This window comes from Metabacillus litoralis (genome assembly GCF_003667825.1).
Classification (GTDB): Bacteria; Bacillota; Bacilli; order Bacillales; family Bacillaceae; genus Metabacillus; species Metabacillus litoralis_B.
In genome coordinates this window covers 1,079,739-1,099,094 of record NZ_CP033043.1, presented here as the reverse complement: position 1 = coordinate 1,099,094, position 19,356 = coordinate 1,079,739, and the positions used below count along the sequence as shown (strand labels likewise).

The window sequence follows — 19,356 nt, the reverse complement described above, 5'->3', positions numbered from 1 at the left end:
AATTAATACTATTTACCTTTGAATCTAGGATTATCAATCATTTCTGGCTTTCCGTTCACCTCTAAACAGAGCCTTGCAAACCCTTCCACTTCAATTCCACCATAATCATGCCCAGCATCTCCAGGATATGCTGCAAAAAAGATAAATGGTTCATCCCCAGTATTTACTGTTCGATGTGCCCATTCTGGTGCAACATAAGCTATTGTACCCGGCACCATTTCCAATATTTTAAAATCTCCTTTTTTTGTCTGCATAACTAACTGTCCTTTTCCTTTTAAACAGAAATAAATTTCTGCTCGATCAATTACTTCATGATAATGTCCTTTTGTCATAAAATACTCATTTCCAATTTTTCCGGGGTATAAGATTGTTGTGCAATGCTGAATATGCTCTACCTTTTCAGGAAGCTCTACATTGTAAACTTCATAGATTAATGGATTTTCTTCTAGTCGATCATTTACTGCTTCTTGATCAACAAACATATTTTTCATATGTGATAAATTTCGGACGATTACATTTCCTTCCGGGCTCAGTTTTCCAGTCTCAAACTCATAAGTTGTTGAAAATGGCATAAACATCTCTTTCATATGAGAACTCCTTTACTTTTTTGATTTTTTAGTTTCGTAAATACAGGAATCAGCTGGTTATACGCTTCATTAAAAATGTCATATAATCCGGAATACGTCTCTTGATTTCGTTTAATAGGATCATATGTTTCTACTTTTTTAATCCATTTTTTTGCTTCTTGGAAATCTTTTATTGCTCCACAACCAACAGCACCAGCCATAGCTGCTCCCATGGAAGTGGCCTCCTCTAAATAAGAGGGAACATCGATCCTAACATCGTAAATATCTGAAAGAATTTGCCTCCATAATTCACTTTTAGCACCACCGCCAAGTACCCACATATTTTCAACATGTACACCAGCATCCCTAAAAGTATCCAAAACAATTCTAAGATTAAAAGCTACACCCTCCATCACAGATCTAGCCATATCTCCTCGAGAATGAGTGATAGATAACCCTACAAACGTGCCCCTGGCATCAGGATTCCATCTAGGGGATCTTTCACCCATTAAATAAGGCAGATAGATTAACTGATTGGCGCCCACGGGTGATTGATTTGCTTCTTGATTCATCAAGTCATACTTGTCACACTTGTTTTGATATAATAGGTTTGTTATCCATTGAACGGATCCACCACCACATTGCATCGTACCATTTGGAGAATATTTATTTTCATCCACATGAATCCATGTATACGTCTTCATTTCTGGGTCGAATACTGGGTGATTTGATGCTAATGCAATCCAGGAAGAAGAACCAATATAGTTAAATGCTTCTCCTTCATCAATAACCCCTACCCCTGCAGCTGCACAGACTCCGTCACCAGCACCAATCACCACTGGCGTACCCTCTAATAAACCAGTTTTTTCTGCTGCTTCCTTTGTCACATACCCAATGATATCTGTTGAGGCATGCAATTTCGGAAAAAGATCTTCACTCAACTCCCAAGCATAAAGAATTTCTTTTGACCAAGTTTTCTTCAAAATATCAAGACAATTTGTACCACACGCATCTGAATAATCTGTTGCATAAACACCCGTTAACTTATAGGCTAGATAATCCTTTGCCTGTAAGAATTTATACGTTTTATTAAAAATATCGGGTTTGTTGTCTTTCAGCCACTTTATTTTTGCTCCTGAGTATGAAGAACTAATTCGATGGCCTGTAGTTTTGTAAACAAATTCCATACCTAATTTTTTTTCTAATTCTATAGCTTGATTACTTGCTCGCATATCAGCCCATATAATGGCATCTTGAAGTGGATTTCCATTACGGTCTACTGGCAGACAACCAAGCATCTGCCCACTAAAACTAACAACCGCAATCTCTTCCCTCTTGACATCTTGGTGTTGTAAAAGCTCGTTCGTTGTTACACATACTGCCTCCCACCAATCAGCAGGATTTTGTTCTGCCCAATTCGATTCAGGATAGTTAGTTTCGTATCCATAAAATGCACTATGGATTAATTCTCCGTTACTAGAATATAATGTTGCTTTATTACCAGTTGTTCCCACATCATGGGCGACGATTAACTTCCTCACCAAAAACATCTCCTTTACTTCTTCAACTAATCTTCTAAATTTAAGACCTCTGGTAAATCAAAATCATCTGGATCAGGACCCCAACGTGAACCATCATTCATTGAATCGAGTATCTTTCTATCTTCTGCTTCAATAGTGAAATCAAATACATCTGCATTACTTTCAATACGATCTTTTTTACTAGTTTTAGGAATTGTCACTAGGCCGTTCTCAAGATCCCAGCGAATTAATAGTTGTGCAGGTGTTTTCCTATACTTTTTTGCAATTTGAACAATTGTTTTATCCATTAATAATTCTCCATGCATTAATGGACTCCAAGCTTCAAATTGAATCTGATGCTGTTTTGTATACTTAATTAGTTCTTTTTGATTTAATTTAGGATGACATTCAATTTGATCAACCTGAGGAATGACATCTGCTACGCTTAATATATCTTCAATATGGTTTTGGTGAAAATTGCTTAGACCTATTGAACGAACGTAGCCATCTTTATATAGTTTTTCTAATGCTTTCCATGAATCTTTATATTTACCTTCAACTGGCCAATGAATAAGATATAAATCCAAGTAATCTAGCTTTAATCGCTTTAAACTAGATTGAAAGGCTTTTAGCGTTGACTCATATCCTAAATCAGAATTCCATACTTTAGAGGTAACAAAAAGCTTTGAACGATCTATTCCTGAATCTTTTATTCCTTGCCCCACTGATTTTTCATTCTTATAAACAGCAGCTGTGTCAATACTTCGATAACCTGCCTCAACGGCCCATCTCACAGCATCACTTGCTTCCTTACCATCTTGCATCATAAAAACACCTAATCCTACCCAAGGCATTTCAACACCATTATTAAGAGTTGTAGTATCATTCAGACTTTTAGGATATGTCAACATTTTCCCCTCCAATTTCTTCGCATTTTACCCTCGTTTCTTTTGAAGTTGATCAAAAAACACAACAATCACTAACAAGGCACCGATAGCAATTTGCAGCCAAAACGGCTCTATTCCTAACAAGTTACCTGCGTTACGTAAAGTTGTCATAATGAAAGAGCCAAACACAGTTCCGATTACACTTCCTTGAGCTCCAAATAAGCTAGCTCCTCCGATAACTGCTGACGCAATCGCATCTAACTCATACATTTGACCAGCTGTTGGGACACCACTTGCTAATCGTGAGGTCATTAAAATACCTGCTAACGCGGATAACCCACCAGAAATCATATAAGCCCCATATGTCGTCATGCGAACATTTACACCGGATAATAGTGCTGCTTCATCACTACTACCAATCGCAAATAAATTTCTTCCGAAAACGGTAAATCGAAGAACACACATGAAAATAATGCAAATAGCTACCAATATTAAAATTAAATAAGGAATTCCAAATATTTCAGAATTAGCGATTCTTGTAAAACTTCTTGGCATTCCAGAGACAATTTCCCCATCACTACTTAGGAGGGTCGCACCACGAACCATTGTCATCATTCCAAGCGTCGCAATGAATGGTGTGATTTTCATATCATAAATAATTAGTCCATTTATTAACCCTATTACTATACCTATTACTGTAACGACAATAATCGTTAACATAATTGGAATGCCTGAAACTAGTAACAATGCAGAAACAACACAAGATAAACCGAGAGTTGATCCAACAGATAAATCAATCCCCTTTGTAATGATGACAAATGTCTGACCAATTGCTACGATAGCGATTATGGCTGTTTGTCTTCCTAGGTTTGTTAAATTATTAAATGAAATAAACACTGGATCTATTAAGGTAATGACTAACCACATTAATAAAAGAATTAATGGTAGTGATATCTTTAAGAGAAAATTTAAATTCAAGTTGAGCATACTCTGGCTTTTCCTTGAATTATTGACAACCACAGTTTTTTCATCCATGTTTCATCCTCCTAAACAATTTAGGCATAGGCAGCTTTCATAATGTTCCTTTCATTAAAATCATTTAATCTAGAAAACTCTCCAGTAATTTCCCCTTCACTTAGTACAAGAATTCGATCACATACTTCTAATAACTCTGGTAAATATGACGATGAGTACAATACACATTTCCCTTCTTTTGCTAACAACCTTGACACTTTGTAAATATCACGTCTAGCTCCAACATCTATTCCGGCAGTTGGTTCATCAAGTAAAAGAATTTCTATATCGGTTCCTTTCCATTTCGCTACAACTATTTTTTGCTGATTTCCTCCACTCAAATCATCAATGTTTTGATCAAGATTGCTGTATTTAACATTAAAACTCTGAATCATCTCAAGGGCACGTTTCTTTTCAGTTGAAGCGGTTATGAAACCTAAAGTAGCTGCATGTTTATATGAGGCAATGTTTACATTTTTATAAATAGAGATTCGAGGTAGAAATCCCTCTGTTCCACGATCTTCCGCAACAAAACCAATTTTATTTTTAATAGAATCTCGAGGATGTTTAGGAGTAAAGGGTAGCCCATTTATATGTATGTTTCCTGAATGAGGTGGTATTGCACCGTAAATCCCCTTTAAAAGTTCACTCTTCCCCGCTCCAACTAATCCAAATAAACCAACTACTTCCCCTCTATGAATAGAGAATGAAATGTTTTTGTAATGAGGAAAATTCGTTAATTGCTCTATACGTAAAAGTTCTTTACCAATCTGAATTTGGTCATACACTTGATCATTACCCTGCATTTCTCCTGCAATTGCTTCTATTAACATATCACTTTGAACTTCAGAAACCGATTTCGTCCAAATTTTATTACCATCCCTCAAAACAGTAATTCTATCGGATATTTCAAAAATTTCTTCTAACCGATGTGATATATATATAATTGATACACCCTGTGCAACTAATTCCTTTAAGATTCTGAAAAGTTTTTTCACATCATCTTCAGCTAATAAGGCAGTTGGTTCATCTAAAATAAGTAACTTAGCATCCTTAGAAATTGCTTTTGCAATCGCAACGATTTCTTGCTCAGCTATTTTTAAATCTCCAACCTTAGTATCTGGATCAGTATCTCCAATCCCTACTCTATCTAAAGCAACCTTGGTTTGTTCTCTAGCTCTCCTTTTATTAACAAAAACACCAAAACGCTTAGGAAGTTTACCCATATAAATATTTTCTGCTATGGATACACCAGGAGCTAACTTTAAATCTTGATAAACAACAGCAATTCCCAGCTTTTCAAGTTCTTTAACAGGGATTGCCTTAAAGCTTTGATTTTTAACAATAATTTCACCTTCATCTGGTATATAAGCCCCTGTTAGGATCTTAATAAGTGTACTTTTACCTGCTCCATTTTCTCCTAGTAAAGCATGTATCTCTCCTGGCTGTATTTCAAGATCCACTCCTTTAAGAGCAGCAGTTCCTTTAAATTTCTTAACGATCTGTTTCATTTCTACAAGAGGTTTAGGCATTCTTTTTCCTCCTTTAATGAGGCTGGCCTTTGGCTTGAGCTTCAGGCAGCCTCAAAATCTATTTATCTTTTTTCAGGATAGAGTAGCTTTTGGATATCTTCTTCTTCAAAATTTTCCATGGACACAGCGGTTACCCCTGTATCAACTGTTTTTTCAACTTCTTTTCCTTCGATACTGTCAATGACATTTAGAACTCCTTGATATCCCATACCAAATGGATCCTGAACAATTAGTACATCTATGGCTCCAGCTTTAAGAGAATTAATTTGTTCTTCATCAGCATCATATGCTACAACCGGTATATCCTCTGCCAATCCTTGCTCTGTTACAGCACGACCAACACCAATACCAGTATGGTTATTATCAGCGAAGAAGCCTAGAACATCTGGATTACTTGTTATAATATCTTGTGCTGCACTTAATGCTTTAGATATATCATTATCTACATAGCGAGTTTTAAGCAATTCAATATCTGGTGCTATTTCTGCCATACGGTCAATAAATCCTTGATCACGATCCTCAAGCACCTTAACTCCTGCCATAGAACTAATGACTCCTACTTTTCCCTTTAGTTCTTTTCCTTGTGCTTTTAGCTGTTCAACTAATTTATCAGCTGCTAGTGCACCACCAACCAAGTTATCTGTTGCTAAAAAGCTAGTGAAATTTTCTGTATTTACTTTGTTGTCTACTAATACTACTGGAATATCTTGACTCATCGCATTTTCAATTGCAGGTACTGTTGCATCCGAACTCGTTGATGCAATGACAATACCGTCAGGCTGACGTGTAACTGTGTTTTCTAAAATCGCTACTTGCTCATCAATATCTGCTTCGGAAGGTGGACCATCTGTTGTAATTTTCACCTTGTTACCCAATTCTTCTTCTGCTGCCTTTGCACCTTGAAGTACTGTTTGCCAAAACCCAGAATCAGTTGCTTTGATAATAACAGAGATTTCTAGTGGTTCCCCTCCATCATTGGAAGCGCCTTCAGAATTACTGTCACTTTCACCTGATGTTCCTTCTGATTGGTTACAACCAACTAAACCGAATATGAGAAATAGAAATAAAGCAAAATTTCCAAATCTTTTTTTCATGAAAACTCCCCCTTATTTTTCACATAATAAATACCCCCATAGCTCCGATAAAGGTTCTCCTTCTCACCCCTTTCAAAATTATAGACAAATAAGACTTTTAATAAGTAATGTAATAAAAAGGTAATAGTTGTGCAGTTTGCATATATGGATGATCTAGAAGTTAGTAGAATTAGCTTGTAAGATGATTTCTTGGAGGATGTTTGCTAAGAAATTAGTAAGGTAAATTGGCTTAGAAAATAGAATAGAAGATGTGTTAGAGAAATTCTGATAATTGTAAACCCTTACAAAAGAAAGTTAAGGTTAAAACTTGCTCTCTTAGCAGTTCGTTTTAATTGTTCGAACTTCTGAAGAGAGACTTATGAAGTTCTTCAAGATATTGAAATATTGACAGTAAATGTACTTAAATCTCCACGGTAGCGTGCGATGGAATATTCAAAAATCTCATCATTTAGTAAATATCCTGTTGTTTTAATAAACATAATAGCTGCATCTGGCTCAATTTCTAAAAACTTAGATTCATAATCTGAGGAATTTACCGCTTCCATCACTCTAATTGCTCGATGAATCTGGAGGCCATATTTTGATTGTAAAGTTTCATATAGGGATACATTTGTAAGATCCTCACTTAATAATCCTTCTGCCAAAGACTTTGGAATATAGGTGGAAACAAGAACAACCGGATTATTATTAATATACCGCAGTCTTTCTAAGTAGAAGAAATCAGTATGGTGCTCACCAAATATCTCCTTCAAGGAACTATTTGTTTTCACTTCTTTCATGTCAATTACTTTTGTTGCATAAGGAAGACCCTTTTCTCTCATTTCATTTTGAAAACTTGTTAAATTTTCTAGGAACTGCTGTCTGATTTTTGGCTTGGCAACAAAAGTTCCTAACCCTTTCTTTTTATTTAATATCCCTTCATTCACAAGTTCGTTAACAGCTTGCCGAACAGTTGGTCTACTTACTTCAAAAAGATCAACTAATTCTCTTTCTGAGGGAATCAATTGCCCTGGCTTAAAGTTTGAGGAATTTATTTCATCTTTAATGATTTCCTTTAGCTGTGCATAAAGGGGAACAGGACTTTCTTTATCAATTTCATGTTTTAACAATGTCATCACCTCGTAGCGTCTATTGTAAGGTTATCATCATGTCAGGTTGTCATTACCAGTAACTCTATAACTAAGATATACTATTTAAAATTTTCTGTCAATAAACTTTTACATAAATTCCCTAAAATATATTTAAACTAAAGTCTTTCATAAAAAACAATTTTAGTAAAACCAGAATTACACTGTTTAAGGATATCTTTCACACTATCCATTTTTATTGCTTATTGAGAATATTAAAATATTTTAGACATTAGTAAACGTTCATCAAATTCCGAGCATCATTTTTAGGTTTTTCTAGGACGTGTGCTACAATGAGTAAAACATGAATCAATGAGGTGTAGGGTATGAAAATAGAAGTATGGTCGGATTTTGTTTGTCCGTTTTGTTATATTGGTAAGCGTCGTTTAGAAATGGCTCTAGATCAATTTCCACATAAAGACCAAGTAGAGGTTGAGTTTAAAAGCTTTGAATTGGACCCTAATGCTCCAATACAAACTGAACAAGGTATTTATCAGGCATTAGCGGCTAAATTTGGAGCAAGTGAACAACAAGTTAGAGAAATGAATAAAGGTCTTATTCAACAAGCTTCTGACCTTGGTATAACATTTAACTATGAAGATATGAAGCCAACGAATACCTTTAATGCTCACCGTTTAAATAAATTCGCCAAAACAATTGGAAAAGAAACAGAGTTAACTGAAAAACTATTGCATGCTTATTTTACAGATACAAAAAATGTCGGGGACATCAATACATTGGCTGACCTTGCAGAGTCTGCAGGAATAGATCGCAGTAAAGCTTTAGAAGTGTTAAATGACGAAACAGCCTTTGCAAATGAAGTGAGAGGCGATGAAAGAACAGCTCAACAAATCGGTGTAACAGGCGTACCTTTCTTTGTTGTGAATCAGAAGTATTCCATATCAGGTGCTCAACCACAAGAAACATTTTCACGTGCACTTACACAAATTTGGGAGGAAGAAAAACCAAAACCTAAGTTTCAGGAGCTACGCTTTGACGGTGATGAAGGTGCTATTTGCACCGACGATAGTTGTGAAGTACCAAGCAATAGTGAGAAAAACTAAGTGAAACGAAAAGACAGGGGCTAGTCCTCTGTCTTTTTTATATCAATTTAGGTTATTCCTACTCCATGTCCTCTGTAATTTGATGTCCCTCAATATGTGGTGTAGGGGCATTTTTTAAATGCATGGTACCTTTTGTTTCTTTTTCAATCTCATATGAGTTTTCCTTAAAATCCTTATGTTGATTTGATTTATTTTGTTTGTTCATAATTAAAACCTCCCTTGGAGTTATATCTTTATTGTTCCAATTTTAACTTCCATCATCCTCCCCCATCGTTAGATAGCCTTATTTTTCATATTATGGATTTGTTCACATCGGATAGTTTGTACATATTTAGATATTCTAAAAATGTACTTTACTATTTAGGGGATGATGGTGATGAAAAAAGGACTTGTTACGATCTTATCCGCAGCTTGCATTCTAAGTGCTACAGGCTGCGCAGGCGATCAAACAAATAACGCTACAAATATGGGATTGAGAAATGAACAGGCTCCAATAACAAGAGTGAACTACAACGAGAATGATTCTAACCGCAATCAAAATGCAACTGTCCAAGCACGTGCAACAAAAAATGTTGAGCGTTTAGATGAAGTATATCAAGCTAGAGTGATCATGAGAGGCAACGATGCCTTTGTTACGGTTCGTTTAAACCAAAATGGAAACAACAATAATAACAATGGTACAACTGTTGGTAATAAAAGTGCTACTAACTCTGGAACAACAGGAAATAACACGAACTTACGTGGGATGGCAAATGAATATAATAATGTGGGATTCAATAACCGTCATTCAAAAACAGCAAATTCTGCAGAACGAAATAATGGTACAGAAATGGCTGAAAGAATAAATGAAACACCTGGGACAAATAATCCTTCGACAACTAGACCTGGCTTAGGAAATAACACAAATTTCACTACTAATGTTGATACTAAAAATCGTAATACTCGTTTAGGTCACACAAAGCAAGTTTCAAGTCAGCTTAAACAAAAAATAGAGAATCAAGTTCGTGCCGCTAATCAAAATGTTCATGAGGTATTTATTGTTTCTGAAAAGTAATTGACAAAATAGAAAGAGTCTCTATTACTTATTTAGAGACTCTTATCTACATAACAAAATAATAAAATGATGCATGAGTATGAAAACGCTCCCCTTATCTCATTTTGCTTCAATTGGATATAAAATCGCGTGGAGGCATGCCTGTCATCCTTTTAAATACGGTGCGAAGTTGTTTTGGGTCATGATAATAGCCTACTAAGTATCCTACTTCACTTGTTCTTTCTAGCCCCTCATCAAAAGGTCAACCTTTAAGGCTGACCTTCTCATTATTCTTCAGTTATATTCAGTGGAATACCTTTGTTTATCCCAACATTCAATGTTAACTCTTTTACTTTTTTATCAAAATAAATAGTAGAAAGTGATTCTAGTTTATAGGAACCAGAATTAACTTGTAAGACTCTTAACGAATATTTATTTCCTTTTTCATCTTGTAAGTAAATATTAGGGACCATTTTAAAGAAAGCATCCTGTGACCCCCCTGTTAACTCAAGTTCCATTCTTGTCGGATATACCACTAGCTTTTGAACTGTAAAGGGGTCTTCTGAATTCTGTAGTTCTATCTTTTCATTCTGTACAAAATGTTTCCCTAATTGAACTTTTGTGTTTGATAATGGAATGTCAACATTTGTTTTATTTCCGTCAATTTCAACACTAAAGGACAGTGTATTTCCATCATTTTTTATAAATTCATGTACAGTATTAGGATCAATATAAAGTGTATATTTAGCCATAATGTAATACTTACCTGAAATTCGCTGAATACCCATTGATGCTCCTGCACCTTCAACAGAGTCGGGATTTCTTGCAAAACTCTTTGACTCTACATTCATTTCGGGATAGTTATCCATCATTAACATTCCTGATTCTTCTTTATATACGGAATTTGCTATGTCTCCTCCTTTAACTAAGAGAGTAAAAAAGAGTTGCTCATCTTCAAGAAAAAGATGATCCATTTCTAATTCGTAGTTTCCAACTGAAAAAGAATGTGGCCTAAAAGGTTTGTAATTGTTTTCTTCCGCTGTTTCTATTCCTTTATATTCGAATAGCAATTCCTCAAACCAGTTAACAGCCATACTAACTATCGGAATATCTTTTGCGTAGGTTCTTGCATTTGGAGATAAGATAAAACTGATCAATAGAATACTGGCAGCTATTGCTCCGATTGAAAAATGTCGAAATCTTTTTTTCTTTTTGCTTTGTTTTTTAGCAACAACCCACTTATTTATTCTATCCTCTAATTCGTCTGGGACTGGAATCAACTCTGACTTTGTTCTGTTCATGATTATATCTAATTCTTTTTCCTCTAAGCTCATTTATAAGACCTCCCCTTGAACTAGTTTTTCTCGGAGTTGTTTTAGATTCCGGTATATTTTAGTTTTTACTGTTGATAACGGCAAGTCTGTTATTTTTGAAATCTCATCAAGAGAGTATCCTAAATAATATTTCATGTAGATCATAGACCTTTCTGTTGGTTCCACTTGATTAAGTAATTCTTCAAGATCTTCTATGTGCTCAGATTTAGATTCTCCAGATAAATTCATCATCTCGTTTTCACTTAATTCAACAATTTTACTTTTTTCCCTTAGTAATTGATTACTTTCATTGATAACAATCTTTAGAAACCAGGTTTTAAAATACTTTGGTTCCCTAAGCTGATTAAGTTTTTCAAATGCCTTTTCCATAGCGTTACAAACAGCATCCATACTATCGTGTTCATGATGCAAATAACAATAGGCCATCCGATAAGCTTGATCCTTTAACAATATCATGAGTTTACCAAACGCTTCAGAATCTCCCTTTGTAGCAAGCTTTACAAGCTTTTCTTCTTTCACTTTTATCCCCCTCACACCATAGCGTAGATATTTATACAATCACTTTAAACAAAATAGATGAATTAGCCCTTCATGAATTAGATACAAAAATTACTTAAAAAGTTTTATAATTTCACTATTTTTTAAAATTAATTTATCACGAAGGGAATTTCCCTATAATTTTCCTCTAAAAATACACTCAAAGTGGATTATCAATTTCTAAATATCAATAAATAACATTTCAATATCATTTTTTGTGTTTTTATCTCAAATTGATATTTGTTTCATATCAATTTGAGATATATAATAAAAGTAAGAAATCTAAGTAAACGCTTACAACTCTATAACAACAACGTTACTTGTTATTCTTAAGGAGGAAATACCATGAGCCAATTAGCAAGAGAAATCAAAGTGAAGGATTTATTAGACAAACGCAAATTCAATGAAAAGGAAATCGCGGAAATGTCAGATCCACAAATTGAATATTTTCACTGGCTCTATTTTGAAGATTCCGTTTACGATTATATGTAAATACTATAAATGAACACGAAAAAGGCTTTGTACTTTAAGTACAAAAGCCTTTTTGTTATGTATGACTAATTATGTCGCCTAGTATATTATATATGGTGGAGCCTAGCGGGATCGAACCGCTGACCTCCTGCGTGCAAAGCAGGCGCTCTCCCAGCTGAGCTAAGGCCCCATTTAGCACCGTTGAACCTTTTATTGATATGACAACACAAGCGTTACTTATACAGCCAGCTCATTCAAAGCTACCCTTCGACACATAGATTGTCCCACTTATGGCTGCTACGTTCCCGTCCTGACCAGATTCATGGGTTTCTATTGCGAGGACTCTGAAAGTCAACACCGCTTATATAAGGCAAACCTTCCATTATCATACCGCTAAAAAGGAATTCATCCTCGCTAGAGCGGGTTGCGAGTTACAGGGCACCGCTACCTCCCCGACTATCAACGGTATGTATAAGAAAATAAATATATGTTGTTTTTAAAATCATTCCCACCTATGCCGTTTCCCCAGATGTTTTGATAACCTGTTTTCAACAGGTGGGTTTCCGCATATTAACCTGCTGCAATCCTACTAAGATAGGCGTGGCATCAGTTAATTTATATAGGAATCCCTAATAAATAGTAAGGTTTAAAACATGTAGGGGCAACGAACATTGCAGGATGACTTATCTTGTAGTCATACTATATCACGGAAAAATACTTCTGTGTAGTGGAAATTACCTGTTATTTTGGTATCTTTATCCTTAATACCCTGTTAGATAGCAAGTATTTTAAAACCCTAATTCACATTCTTTTTCAACCGGATAGTAGAAGTTAGGGCTAAATTAATTGGGGATTGATAACTGATGTTATTCATTGTTGATTTTTTCGTGGAGGTTTAGGAAAGATAGGCGGAGAAACTCCGGTTAAGGTATATAGTAGATGCTTAAAAAGCTAATATTAGCGGATATATTCCGGTTAACCTCTATATATATACCTAAATCTAAAGATTAGGTTCATATTAGCGTAAAAACTTCCCTTATTTTGTGGGGAATGTTGATATTTCTCAATTTAAACGGAATTTTTACGTTTATTTTTAAATTTAGTAAAAAAACAACTATATAGTTGTGACACATGTTCTGCTAATCAATGTTAATTATCGTGCGAATTACCATTCGCATAATTACGGTTATTTCAAATTTTGTACTTCAAAACCGAACCCACCCATAAATAAAAACACGATGATTTTCTAACACCCATTCCATTTGTGAAAAGGAACTAAAAAAGACACTAAAAAATAGTGTCTTTTTTAGGGTGTATGTGGTTAACACTTATTACCGTAAATCGTTGCACCTATAATAATTAGCAAAATAAATAACACAACGATAAGCGCGAATGTATTCGGTCTATAAGTAGGAGCACAATATCCATAAGCAGGGGCTTCATAAGTGTAAGGCATTACAACTGGCTGATGAGGAACATTTTCTGCAGCAACATGAGGCATGTTTGCTCCAGCCATATGTGGACTATTTTCATATCCGTACATTTAAACATCTTCCTTTCGATTGTCAATATTAAATTCTTAGACGATATAGTATATACGTTTATAACAATTTGGAGCCCGTCTAATGCTAAGAATGATTCATTAAGGAGCCTAAAATGGAGCCCATTTTTCTAATTCATAACATTTTCAAAATACTTTTTGTAAAAGATTAAAGAAGAAAGATTTAACGCATACTATTTTTTGTCTATAAGACATTAAGAATTAGGAGAGTTTTTATGGATATGAAAAAAACTATAGGGAGTGTTTTAATGGGAATTCTAAGTGGTAATCCTCAAAACGAACCATTACATTATGGAGAAGTTTTTGGTGCTTGGTCGTATCTTCTAACTTCAAAGGGAGCAGTTGCTGGATATCAAACTAAGGTTAATCATGCTGGAGATGAGGACCTTCGTAAATTACTAATGGAAGCGATTGATCTATGTCAACAAGAAATGAAACAAATTGAGACAATTTTAAAAGACAATGGAGTCGCTCTTCCTCCTACACCACCTGAACGTCCTAACGCTCGTATCGAGGATATTCCAGCAGGGGCAAAGTTTATGGACCAAGAAATTGCAGCAGCTTTATCCGCAAGCATAGCTGCTGGATTGGTGGCATGTAGTCAAATGATTGGTCAAGCAATCAGAGAGGACATCGCTATGATGTTTGGTCAATTCCATACACAAAAAGCAGCACTTGGTGGCAAAGTGTTACGACTAAATAAAGAAAAAGGCTGGCTAATCCCACCTCCTCTTCATTTAAATAAAACAGAAGAATAATAAAAGGGGAAAATTTTCTTAAACAGCTAAAAGATGACCTTAGTGAATACAGGTCATCTTTTTATATTTCTTTTGAAATTGTTTTCTATATTTTACAAGTGTCAGTCAATTTTGTAATGAACTCACACTTTAATTATTCAAAAAGCTTACTTTAAGTTAAATCTTTTTCTAAAGACTTATTAGCAGGTGCAAACCATCCAAGTAAGGCTATTCCAACTAACACTCCATAAAAGATCAAAGTCCAAACAGTACTATGTGGAAAATGATGATCTAAGATACCTATATCTTCATGAGCCAAAGTAATGACTGCAAGTTTAACACCTACCCAAGCAACAATTGCATATGCTGTCGTTTCTAGAGCTGGACGTTTTGCAAGTAGCTGGACAAACCATGTTGCAGCAAACTTGATTAGGATAAGGCCAGCAATACCTCCTAAAACAACTACTATAAACTTTCCTCCATCCATACCACCGAAGTTGCCTAGTGGTGAATCCGGAAGTCCAAGCGCCAGTGCGACTGCTGCGAGAATTGAATCAATCGCAAAAGCAAGGTCAGCCAATGCTATCTTACCTACAGTTGGCCAAAAACCTTTACCAGCTGCTTCCTTTTCTTCTTCCTCACGAATATTTTCATTTTCTTTACCGAAACGTGCCTGAATAATATGCTTCAATCCTAAGTAAAGAAGATAAGCTGCACCTATCGCCTGAATTTGCCAGACGTTCGCAATAAATGATATAGCAAAAAGTGCAAGAAACCTGAAAACAAAAGCCATGATAATTCCATAATTTATAGCTCTTTTTTTCTCATCCTCAGGTAAATGTTTAGCTATAACTGCCAGCACTAACGCATTGTCAGCAGATAGCAGTCCTTCCAATCCAATTAAAATCAACAATGCCCAGGCATACTCTAACCATAATGACTCCATTAATTTTCTCTCCCTTCCATGACTAAACCTCTCGTGTAAATGTTTCAATATCTATATAATTTCCCAGCTAGCATCAGGTATCCTAGTGAAATAATGCTAAAAACTTTTAAGCATTGTATTTGTTGAAAAGATCGTACGTTTTGTACTATCACGCTGTAAGTAGTCTCGTCCTTCATAGAAAAATCATGCTGTTTACTTTTTTATGAAAAAGTGCACAATATTAATGTGATAAAACTGAATTATCCCAAAAAAGTATGATGTATAACTACTCACAACTTTCTTCATATCTTATCCACTACTCTTAATCATTGCTAAATAAATCACTTCCTAAAAAAAATTTTATCTGCTTCTTTTTGCTTTGGGTTAATCGTTTTAATTTTCTTTAAGAAATAATAGTGCTTGTATATTGCAAGTAGCACTAAAATAACTTTTATTACTAGGATGTTTATGTAAAAGACCGAAAATAGGATGAACGCATCTGCAATTAGGTTGATACGAATTTTTTCTTTGAGTGTCATGCCTTTCTTCTGCCGGAAACCTTCAACATATTTCTTATAGAATGAGGTACTTTTAAACCATCTTTCAAATTTCTTAGAGCTTTTTGCAAAGCAGAATGAGGCTAAGAGAAAAAATGGACCTCCGGGTAAAATAGGAAGAATAATTCCCGCAACTCCAACACCGAGGGAAATGAATCCAAGCATAGCAAACATCATATTTTTGATATTTTTGATGATCGATCACCTTATTCCTAATATAGTGTTGCTCTTGAAAGCTTTAGCAAAAACGATTCATCTTTATTATAAGTTATTTTAAGGAAGATGTAGAATATTTTGTAACTAAATGAAATTAGGGAAAACTCAATATCATAAATAATCAATCAGGGGACATACTGTATTTGGGCTGTGATGAATAAATGAAAGGGGTTTTCAAATATGGATAGAAGCAACGAAATAGTAGATAAAATGGAGAATATTTTTCAAAATACATGCGGGTCATGGCAAAACTGTACCGATACAACAATAGAGGCTTTCCTTGATCAATGTGAACAAAACAATATTGATCCACAGTTTTGCATGAGCTGGGTTGAACAGCATAAATCTGAAATACCGGGATGGGATACTGTTTCTAAGGTATCTCTTCAGTGGGTGAATGAACATACTTCAACAGGTGCTCCTCACTCATTTAAATAGTAGAAACCAAATAGGCGCTCTGAATATTTAAGCGCCTGTTTTCTATCCTATATAAAAATTATAAAAGCCCTACCTGTTGAAGTCCATGAAGTATACCATTTTCCTCAACTGATTTTGTTACGTATTTTGCGACTTCCTTCACCTGATTTTCTGCATTTCCCATTGCAACACTATTTTTGATCGTTGAAAGCATTTCAATGTCATTTAAACCATCGCCAAAAGCATATTGATGTTCTTCCGAAAACCCAAGCTTCTCAACAATTTTCTTAATTCCAATTGCCTTTGACCCGCCACTCGGGACAACATCCACTGAAAAGGGATGCCATCTTACAAAGTCAAAATCCTGATAATTTAGCTCGTATTGCTTTTCCTCTCCTTCTGGACAGAATAAAAGCGTTTGATACAACTCACGACCTTTATAGTAGTGCGGATCATGTGTAGGAAATTGTTTGATCTTTAATGATTGAATGCTTTCGTTAATATAGCGGTGTTCGGAAACATTTGCTTTCATATCCTCATGATCCATAAAGACAACAGGATGATCGTTCAGAAGAGCGTTTTCTGTTAATTTTTCAAGTGATGAAATCTTTAAAGGATTTGTAAAAAGCACTTCGCCATCTAAAACGACAAATTGACCATTATAGCTAACATATGTATTTATATTTAATTCTTCACGTAAATCTTCAAACATAAAAGGAGCTCGACCAGTTGCGATCGCAACAATATGGCCTTCATCTTTTAGTTTAAAAATAGCTTCTTTAGTTGAAAGAGGTAATTCTTTATCATGAGTAAGTAAAGTCCCGTCTATATCAAAAAAAATTAAACTTTTAGTGGTCATCATTATTCCTACTTTCTAATCATATTCCTATCAAATCAAACTGTTTTTCTCTGAATTAACTTTACCGATATTTCCTTGTTCGACACCTGATCGTTAATAGCTTGAAGGAAGAGATTTTTCCCCATTTCCTCGAGAGGAATTTCTATTGATGTAATATTCATCATTTTAGCAATTGGTTCGTTGTCAAACCCGATAATTGATAGTTGATCTGGTATTGAGATATTGTGTTTTTGGCAGCATGTTACAACCCCAGCCGCAACCTGGTCACTCGTTATCAATAATGCAGTTGGTGGTGTATCCATATCATTTAGTTGCTTTACTACTTTTTCCCCGTCTTCAAAGTACAGGCATTCATCCATTATATAATAAGAATTGTAAGGTAAATTATATTTTTTATGAAAATCTCTATACGCACGTTCACGATTTTGACTGTTGGTTCCTGATTTTCTGCCAATAGTGTAACCGATTTTACTATGACCCTTACTATAAAGATATTCTAGTGCATCAAAGAAGACCTCATAATGATTAACAAAAGTAGTAGACACTTTTTTATTTATCATATTTTCGCATAACGTAATTGTACCATAAACCAAATGTTCCTCAATAATCGACCAATTACTAGTTCTCGAACAAATAATGAGAGAGTCGATTTGTTTATGCTTTAACATATACAGAGCTTCCAATTCACGGCTCTCAATGTAGTCTGTCTGAAATAAGACCAATTTATAGTTGTGTTCTAACGCTTGTTTAGCTATTCCCTTTAACAACTGACCAAAGTAAGAATGGTCAGTATATGGAAGAACAACACCTATTAGTTGAGTTTTACCTTTGCTTAAATGAACCGCATTTATATTTTTGTGATAGTTACTTTCTTCTATAGCTCTTAAAACAGCCACCTTTTTTTGTTCACTAACATATGGATGGTTATTTAAAACACGAGAAACAGTAGTTACGGATACGCCAGCCATCCTAGCTAAATCTTTTATATTTGTCATAAAATCACCCCGTTAGCAAGTGCACATTGAGCCTCGTAATCATTCCATAAGTTTAATGAAAGTGCTTTACATTTTCTTTTTCGAATCGATAAAGAAATCATCAAATGTTTTTAGTGTTTTTATTTTTGGTGACTGTCCTGAAGCCTTTATACAGAAATAAGCTCCAGTATAAATGATAAAACAAAGCAATACTAATACCCACATCATTAGTCTCCTCACTTTTACTTTTTAAGTAAAAACTAATTGTTGAATTCTTCCTTTATTTAGAGCAAAAACAACAATTAAAGCTTAGAAAAAACCTATTTGTAAGGAGTTTAAATGATGAAACGCGTTTCATGTCAAATAGAAATTTTTCATGAATTTGATGTGTTTGTAACAAGTAAACTCGTTGTTTTGTATTCATTTTTATATCTATAGCATAATCCTGATATAAGTAAACTTTTATAAAAGTTTACTTATATCGTTAGGCAGATTGTTTTCAGAAAACACCTTTATCCCGTTTCTCTCTAGTAAAGCGGCTGTTACTCCGTTTCCTATTATTTTATTTCCCTTAAATTCTCCATTATAAATCATCGAACTGCCGCATGAAGGACTATAATCTTTTAATATCACTGCCTTAGCTTTCATCTTTTTGGCTTTTTCAAGTGTAGAATATGCCCCTTTTATGTACAAATCTGTTACATCGTTTCCTGAACTTTCTATAACTCTAGCATAACCATCTAAAACATTTTCTCCATTTCCTCCAACAATTTCTGCTGGCTCTCTAGGTGTGGTGAAGCCACCGAGTAATTCCGGACACACCGCTACAGCTTTATTTTCTTTTACTAATTCCCTTATTTCTTCAACTAGGCTGTGTGTTCCATTGTATCTTACTTCCATTCCGGCTAAACAAGAGCTAACCAACAACATT

General features: G+C 34.9%; 22 protein-coding genes, 1 tRNA gene and 2 other RNA genes. 5 read left to right on the top strand and 20 right to left on the bottom strand.

Features of this window, described 5'->3' with window-relative positions:
* Positions 1–8: 8 nt before the first annotated feature.
* From D9842_RS05220 to D9842_RS05190, 7 genes are all read right to left on the bottom strand, one after another.
* Positions 9–587, bottom strand: a complete 579-nt coding sequence (locus tag D9842_RS05220; protein WP_251403101.1) for a glucose-6-phosphate isomerase family protein — start codon at positions 585–587, stop codon at positions 9–11.
* Positions 584–2,107 (bottom strand): xylulokinase, encoded by a 1,524-nt coding sequence (xylB, locus tag D9842_RS05215; RefSeq protein WP_251403099.1) that lies wholly within the window; start codon positions 2,105–2,107, stop codon positions 584–586. The genes D9842_RS05220 and xylB overlap by 4 nt, the downstream gene beginning before the upstream one ends.
* A 26-nt stretch (positions 2,108–2,133) precedes the next feature.
* A complete protein-coding gene (locus D9842_RS05210) occupies positions 2,134–2,940 on the bottom strand; it encodes an aldo/keto reductase (RefSeq protein WP_373995119.1) in 807 nt (268 codons plus the stop codon).
* Positions 2,941–3,021: 81 nt separating this feature from the next.
* Entirely contained in the window at positions 3,022–4,008 is a 987-nt protein-coding gene (locus D9842_RS05205; RefSeq protein ID WP_218975600.1) for an ABC transporter permease, read from the bottom strand.
* 20 nt (positions 4,009–4,028) lie between these two features.
* The gene (locus D9842_RS05200) at positions 4,029–5,519 is read right to left on the bottom strand and encodes a sugar ABC transporter ATP-binding protein (RefSeq protein ID WP_121661579.1); all 1,491 of its coding nucleotides are present in this window, start codon (positions 5,517–5,519) and stop codon (positions 4,029–4,031) included.
* A 62-nt stretch (positions 5,520–5,581) separates the two neighbouring features.
* Positions 5,582–6,613, bottom strand: a complete 1,032-nt coding sequence (locus D9842_RS05195; protein ID WP_121661578.1) for an ABC transporter substrate-binding protein — start codon at positions 6,611–6,613, stop codon at positions 5,582–5,584.
* Between the two features lie 368 nt (positions 6,614–6,981).
* Positions 6,982–7,722 carry a GntR family transcriptional regulator gene (locus tag D9842_RS05190; RefSeq protein ID WP_162987304.1) on the bottom strand — a complete coding sequence of 247 codons (741 nt, stop codon included), beginning with the start codon at positions 7,720–7,722 and terminating at the stop codon, positions 6,982–6,984.
* Positions 7,723–8,066: 344 nt separating this feature from the next.
* On the opposite strand from D9842_RS05190, the gene D9842_RS05185 reads away from it, so the two are divergent.
* A complete protein-coding gene (locus D9842_RS05185) occupies positions 8,067–8,804 on the top strand; it encodes a DsbA family oxidoreductase (RefSeq protein WP_121661576.1) in 738 nt (245 codons plus the stop codon).
* A gap of 58 nt (positions 8,805–8,862) precedes the next feature.
* On the opposite strand, the gene D9842_RS25660 is transcribed toward D9842_RS05185, so the two are convergent.
* On the bottom strand, positions 8,863–9,009 hold the full coding sequence (locus tag D9842_RS25660) for a hypothetical protein (RefSeq protein ID WP_162987303.1): 147 nt from the start codon (positions 9,007–9,009) through the stop codon (positions 8,863–8,865).
* Between the two features lie 171 nt (positions 9,010–9,180).
* Here D9842_RS25660 and D9842_RS05180 point away from each other — a divergent pair, with 171 nt between their 5' ends.
* Complete coding sequence (locus D9842_RS05180) at positions 9,181–9,858, top strand: hypothetical protein (RefSeq protein ID WP_121661575.1); 678 nt, start codon at positions 9,181–9,183, stop codon at positions 9,856–9,858.
* 266 nt (positions 9,859–10,124) lie between these two features.
* Here D9842_RS05180 and D9842_RS05175 read toward each other — a convergent pair whose 3' ends face one another.
* Complete coding sequence (locus tag D9842_RS05175) at positions 10,125–11,171, bottom strand: hypothetical protein (RefSeq protein WP_121661574.1); 1,047 nt, start codon at positions 11,169–11,171, stop codon at positions 10,125–10,127.
* A complete protein-coding gene (locus D9842_RS05170; RefSeq protein ID WP_218975599.1) occupies positions 11,172–11,690 on the bottom strand; it encodes a sigma-70 family RNA polymerase sigma factor in 519 nt (172 codons plus the stop codon). It lies immediately after the preceding gene.
* 363 nt (positions 11,691–12,053) lie between these two features.
* On the opposite strand from D9842_RS05170, the gene D9842_RS25655 reads away from it, so the two are divergent.
* Complete coding sequence (locus D9842_RS25655; RefSeq protein ID WP_162987302.1) at positions 12,054–12,200, top strand: hypothetical protein; 147 nt, start codon at positions 12,054–12,056, stop codon at positions 12,198–12,200.
* 93 nt (positions 12,201–12,293) lie between these two features.
* Here D9842_RS25655 and D9842_RS05165 read toward each other — a convergent pair.
* The 4 genes from D9842_RS05165 to D9842_RS26610 all read right to left on the bottom strand — a co-directional run bounded on the left by D9842_RS05165 (position 12,294) and on the right by D9842_RS26610 (position 13,635).
* Positions 12,294–12,369: transfer RNA gene (locus D9842_RS05165), tRNA-Ala, on the bottom strand.
* A gap of 9 nt (positions 12,370–12,378) precedes the next feature.
* An RNA gene (ffs, locus tag D9842_RS05160) (signal recognition particle sRNA large type) lies at positions 12,379–12,644 on the bottom strand.
* A 36-nt stretch (positions 12,645–12,680) separates the two neighbouring features.
* A non-coding RNA gene (ssrS, locus tag D9842_RS26705) (6S RNA) lies at positions 12,681–12,862 on the bottom strand.
* Between the two features lie 638 nt (positions 12,863–13,500).
* The gene (locus D9842_RS26610) at positions 13,501–13,635 is read right to left on the bottom strand and encodes a YjcZ family sporulation protein (RefSeq protein ID WP_373995118.1); all 135 of its coding nucleotides are present in this window, start codon (positions 13,633–13,635) and stop codon (positions 13,501–13,503) included.
* 353 nt (positions 13,636–13,988) lie between these two features.
* On the opposite strand from D9842_RS26610, the gene D9842_RS05150 reads away from it, so the two are divergent.
* Positions 13,989–14,498, top strand: a complete 510-nt coding sequence (locus D9842_RS05150; RefSeq protein WP_121664946.1) for a DUF3231 family protein — start codon at positions 13,989–13,991, stop codon at positions 14,496–14,498.
* Positions 14,499–14,649: 151 nt separating this feature from the next.
* Here D9842_RS05150 and D9842_RS05145 read toward each other — a convergent pair whose 3' ends face one another.
* Positions 14,650–15,423 (bottom strand): TerC family protein, encoded by a 774-nt coding sequence (locus D9842_RS05145; protein WP_121661573.1) that lies wholly within the window; start codon positions 15,421–15,423, stop codon positions 14,650–14,652.
* A 320-nt stretch (positions 15,424–15,743) separates the two neighbouring features.
* Positions 15,744–16,124, bottom strand: a complete 381-nt coding sequence (locus D9842_RS05140) for a YbaN family protein (RefSeq protein WP_257535979.1) — start codon at positions 16,122–16,124, stop codon at positions 15,744–15,746.
* 231 nt (positions 16,125–16,355) lie between these two features.
* Between D9842_RS05140 and D9842_RS05135 the strand changes: the two genes are divergently transcribed.
* Positions 16,356–16,613 carry a hypothetical protein gene (locus D9842_RS05135; RefSeq protein ID WP_121661571.1) on the top strand — a complete coding sequence of 86 codons (258 nt, stop codon included), beginning with the start codon at positions 16,356–16,358 and terminating at the stop codon, positions 16,611–16,613.
* Positions 16,614–16,671: 58 nt separating this feature from the next.
* Here the strand turns inward: D9842_RS05135 and D9842_RS05130 are convergent, their stop codons facing one another.
* From D9842_RS05130 to D9842_RS05120, 4 genes are all read right to left on the bottom strand, one after another.
* The gene (locus D9842_RS05130) at positions 16,672–17,451 is read right to left on the bottom strand and encodes a Cof-type HAD-IIB family hydrolase (protein WP_121661570.1); all 780 of its coding nucleotides are present in this window, start codon (positions 17,449–17,451) and stop codon (positions 16,672–16,674) included.
* A 35-nt stretch (positions 17,452–17,486) separates the two neighbouring features.
* Positions 17,487–18,446: a LacI family DNA-binding transcriptional regulator gene (locus D9842_RS05125; RefSeq protein ID WP_121661569.1), complete on the bottom strand. Its 960-nt coding sequence runs from the start codon at positions 18,444–18,446 to the stop codon at positions 17,487–17,489.
* Between the two features lie 66 nt (positions 18,447–18,512).
* A complete protein-coding gene (locus D9842_RS25650) occupies positions 18,513–18,653 on the bottom strand; it encodes a hypothetical protein (protein ID WP_162987244.1) in 141 nt (46 codons plus the stop codon).
* Between the two features lie 234 nt (positions 18,654–18,887).
* On the bottom strand, positions 18,888–19,355 hold the full coding sequence (locus D9842_RS05120) for a 2-thiouracil desulfurase family protein (RefSeq protein WP_121661568.1): 468 nt from the start codon (positions 19,353–19,355) through the stop codon (positions 18,888–18,890).
* Position 19,356 lies beyond the last annotated feature (1 nt).

Coding starts and splice junctions, on each gene's coding strand:
- D9842_RS05220 (WP_251403101.1), bottom strand. CDS start 587: ATGAAAGAGATGTTTATGCCATTTTCAACAACTTATGAGTTTGAGACT.
- D9842_RS05210 (WP_373995119.1), bottom strand. CDS start 2,940: ATGCCTTGGGTAGGATTAGGTGTTTTTATGATGCAAGATGGTAAGGAA.
- D9842_RS05205 (WP_218975600.1), bottom strand. CDS start 4,008: ATGGATGAAAAAACTGTGGTTGTCAATAATTCAAGGAAAAGCCAGAGT.
- D9842_RS05200 (WP_121661579.1), bottom strand. CDS start 5,519: ATGCCTAAACCTCTTGTAGAAATGAAACAGATCGTTAAGAAATTTAAA.
- D9842_RS05195 (WP_121661578.1), bottom strand. CDS start 6,613: ATGAAAAAAAGATTTGGAAATTTTGCTTTATTTCTATTTCTCATATTC.
- D9842_RS05185 (WP_121661576.1), top strand. CDS start 8,067: ATGAAAATAGAAGTATGGTCGGATTTTGTTTGTCCGTTTTGTTATATT.
- D9842_RS25660 (WP_162987303.1), bottom strand. CDS start 9,009: ATGAACAAACAAAATAAATCAAATCAACATAAGGATTTTAAGGAAAAC.
- D9842_RS05180 (WP_121661575.1), top strand. CDS start 9,181: ATGAAAAAAGGACTTGTTACGATCTTATCCGCAGCTTGCATTCTAAGT.
- D9842_RS05175 (WP_121661574.1), bottom strand. CDS start 11,171: ATGAGCTTAGAGGAAAAAGAATTAGATATAATCATGAACAGAACAAAG.
- D9842_RS25655 (WP_162987302.1), top strand. CDS start 12,054: ATGAGCCAATTAGCAAGAGAAATCAAAGTGAAGGATTTATTAGACAAA.
- D9842_RS26610 (WP_373995118.1), bottom strand. CDS start 13,635: ATGCCTTACACTTATGAAGCCCCTGCTTATGGATATTGTGCTCCTACT.
- D9842_RS05150 (WP_121664946.1), top strand. CDS start 13,989: ATGGGAATTCTAAGTGGTAATCCTCAAAACGAACCATTACATTATGGA.
- D9842_RS05145 (WP_121661573.1), bottom strand. CDS start 15,423: ATGGAGTCATTATGGTTAGAGTATGCCTGGGCATTGTTGATTTTAATT.
- D9842_RS05140 (WP_257535979.1), bottom strand. CDS start 16,124: ATGCTTGGATTCATTTCCCTCGGTGTTGGAGTTGCGGGAATTATTCTT.
- D9842_RS05135 (WP_121661571.1), top strand. CDS start 16,356: ATGGATAGAAGCAACGAAATAGTAGATAAAATGGAGAATATTTTTCAA.
- D9842_RS05130 (WP_121661570.1), bottom strand. CDS start 17,451: ATGACCACTAAAAGTTTAATTTTTTTTGATATAGACGGGACTTTACTT.
- D9842_RS05125 (WP_121661569.1), bottom strand. CDS start 18,446: ATGACAAATATAAAAGATTTAGCTAGGATGGCTGGCGTATCCGTAACT.
- D9842_RS25650 (WP_162987244.1), bottom strand. CDS start 18,653: ATGATGTGGGTATTAGTATTGCTTTGTTTTATCATTTATACTGGAGCT.
- D9842_RS05120 (WP_121661568.1), bottom strand. CDS start 19,355: ATGTTGTTGGTTAGCTCTTGTTTAGCCGGAATGGAAGTAAGATACAAT.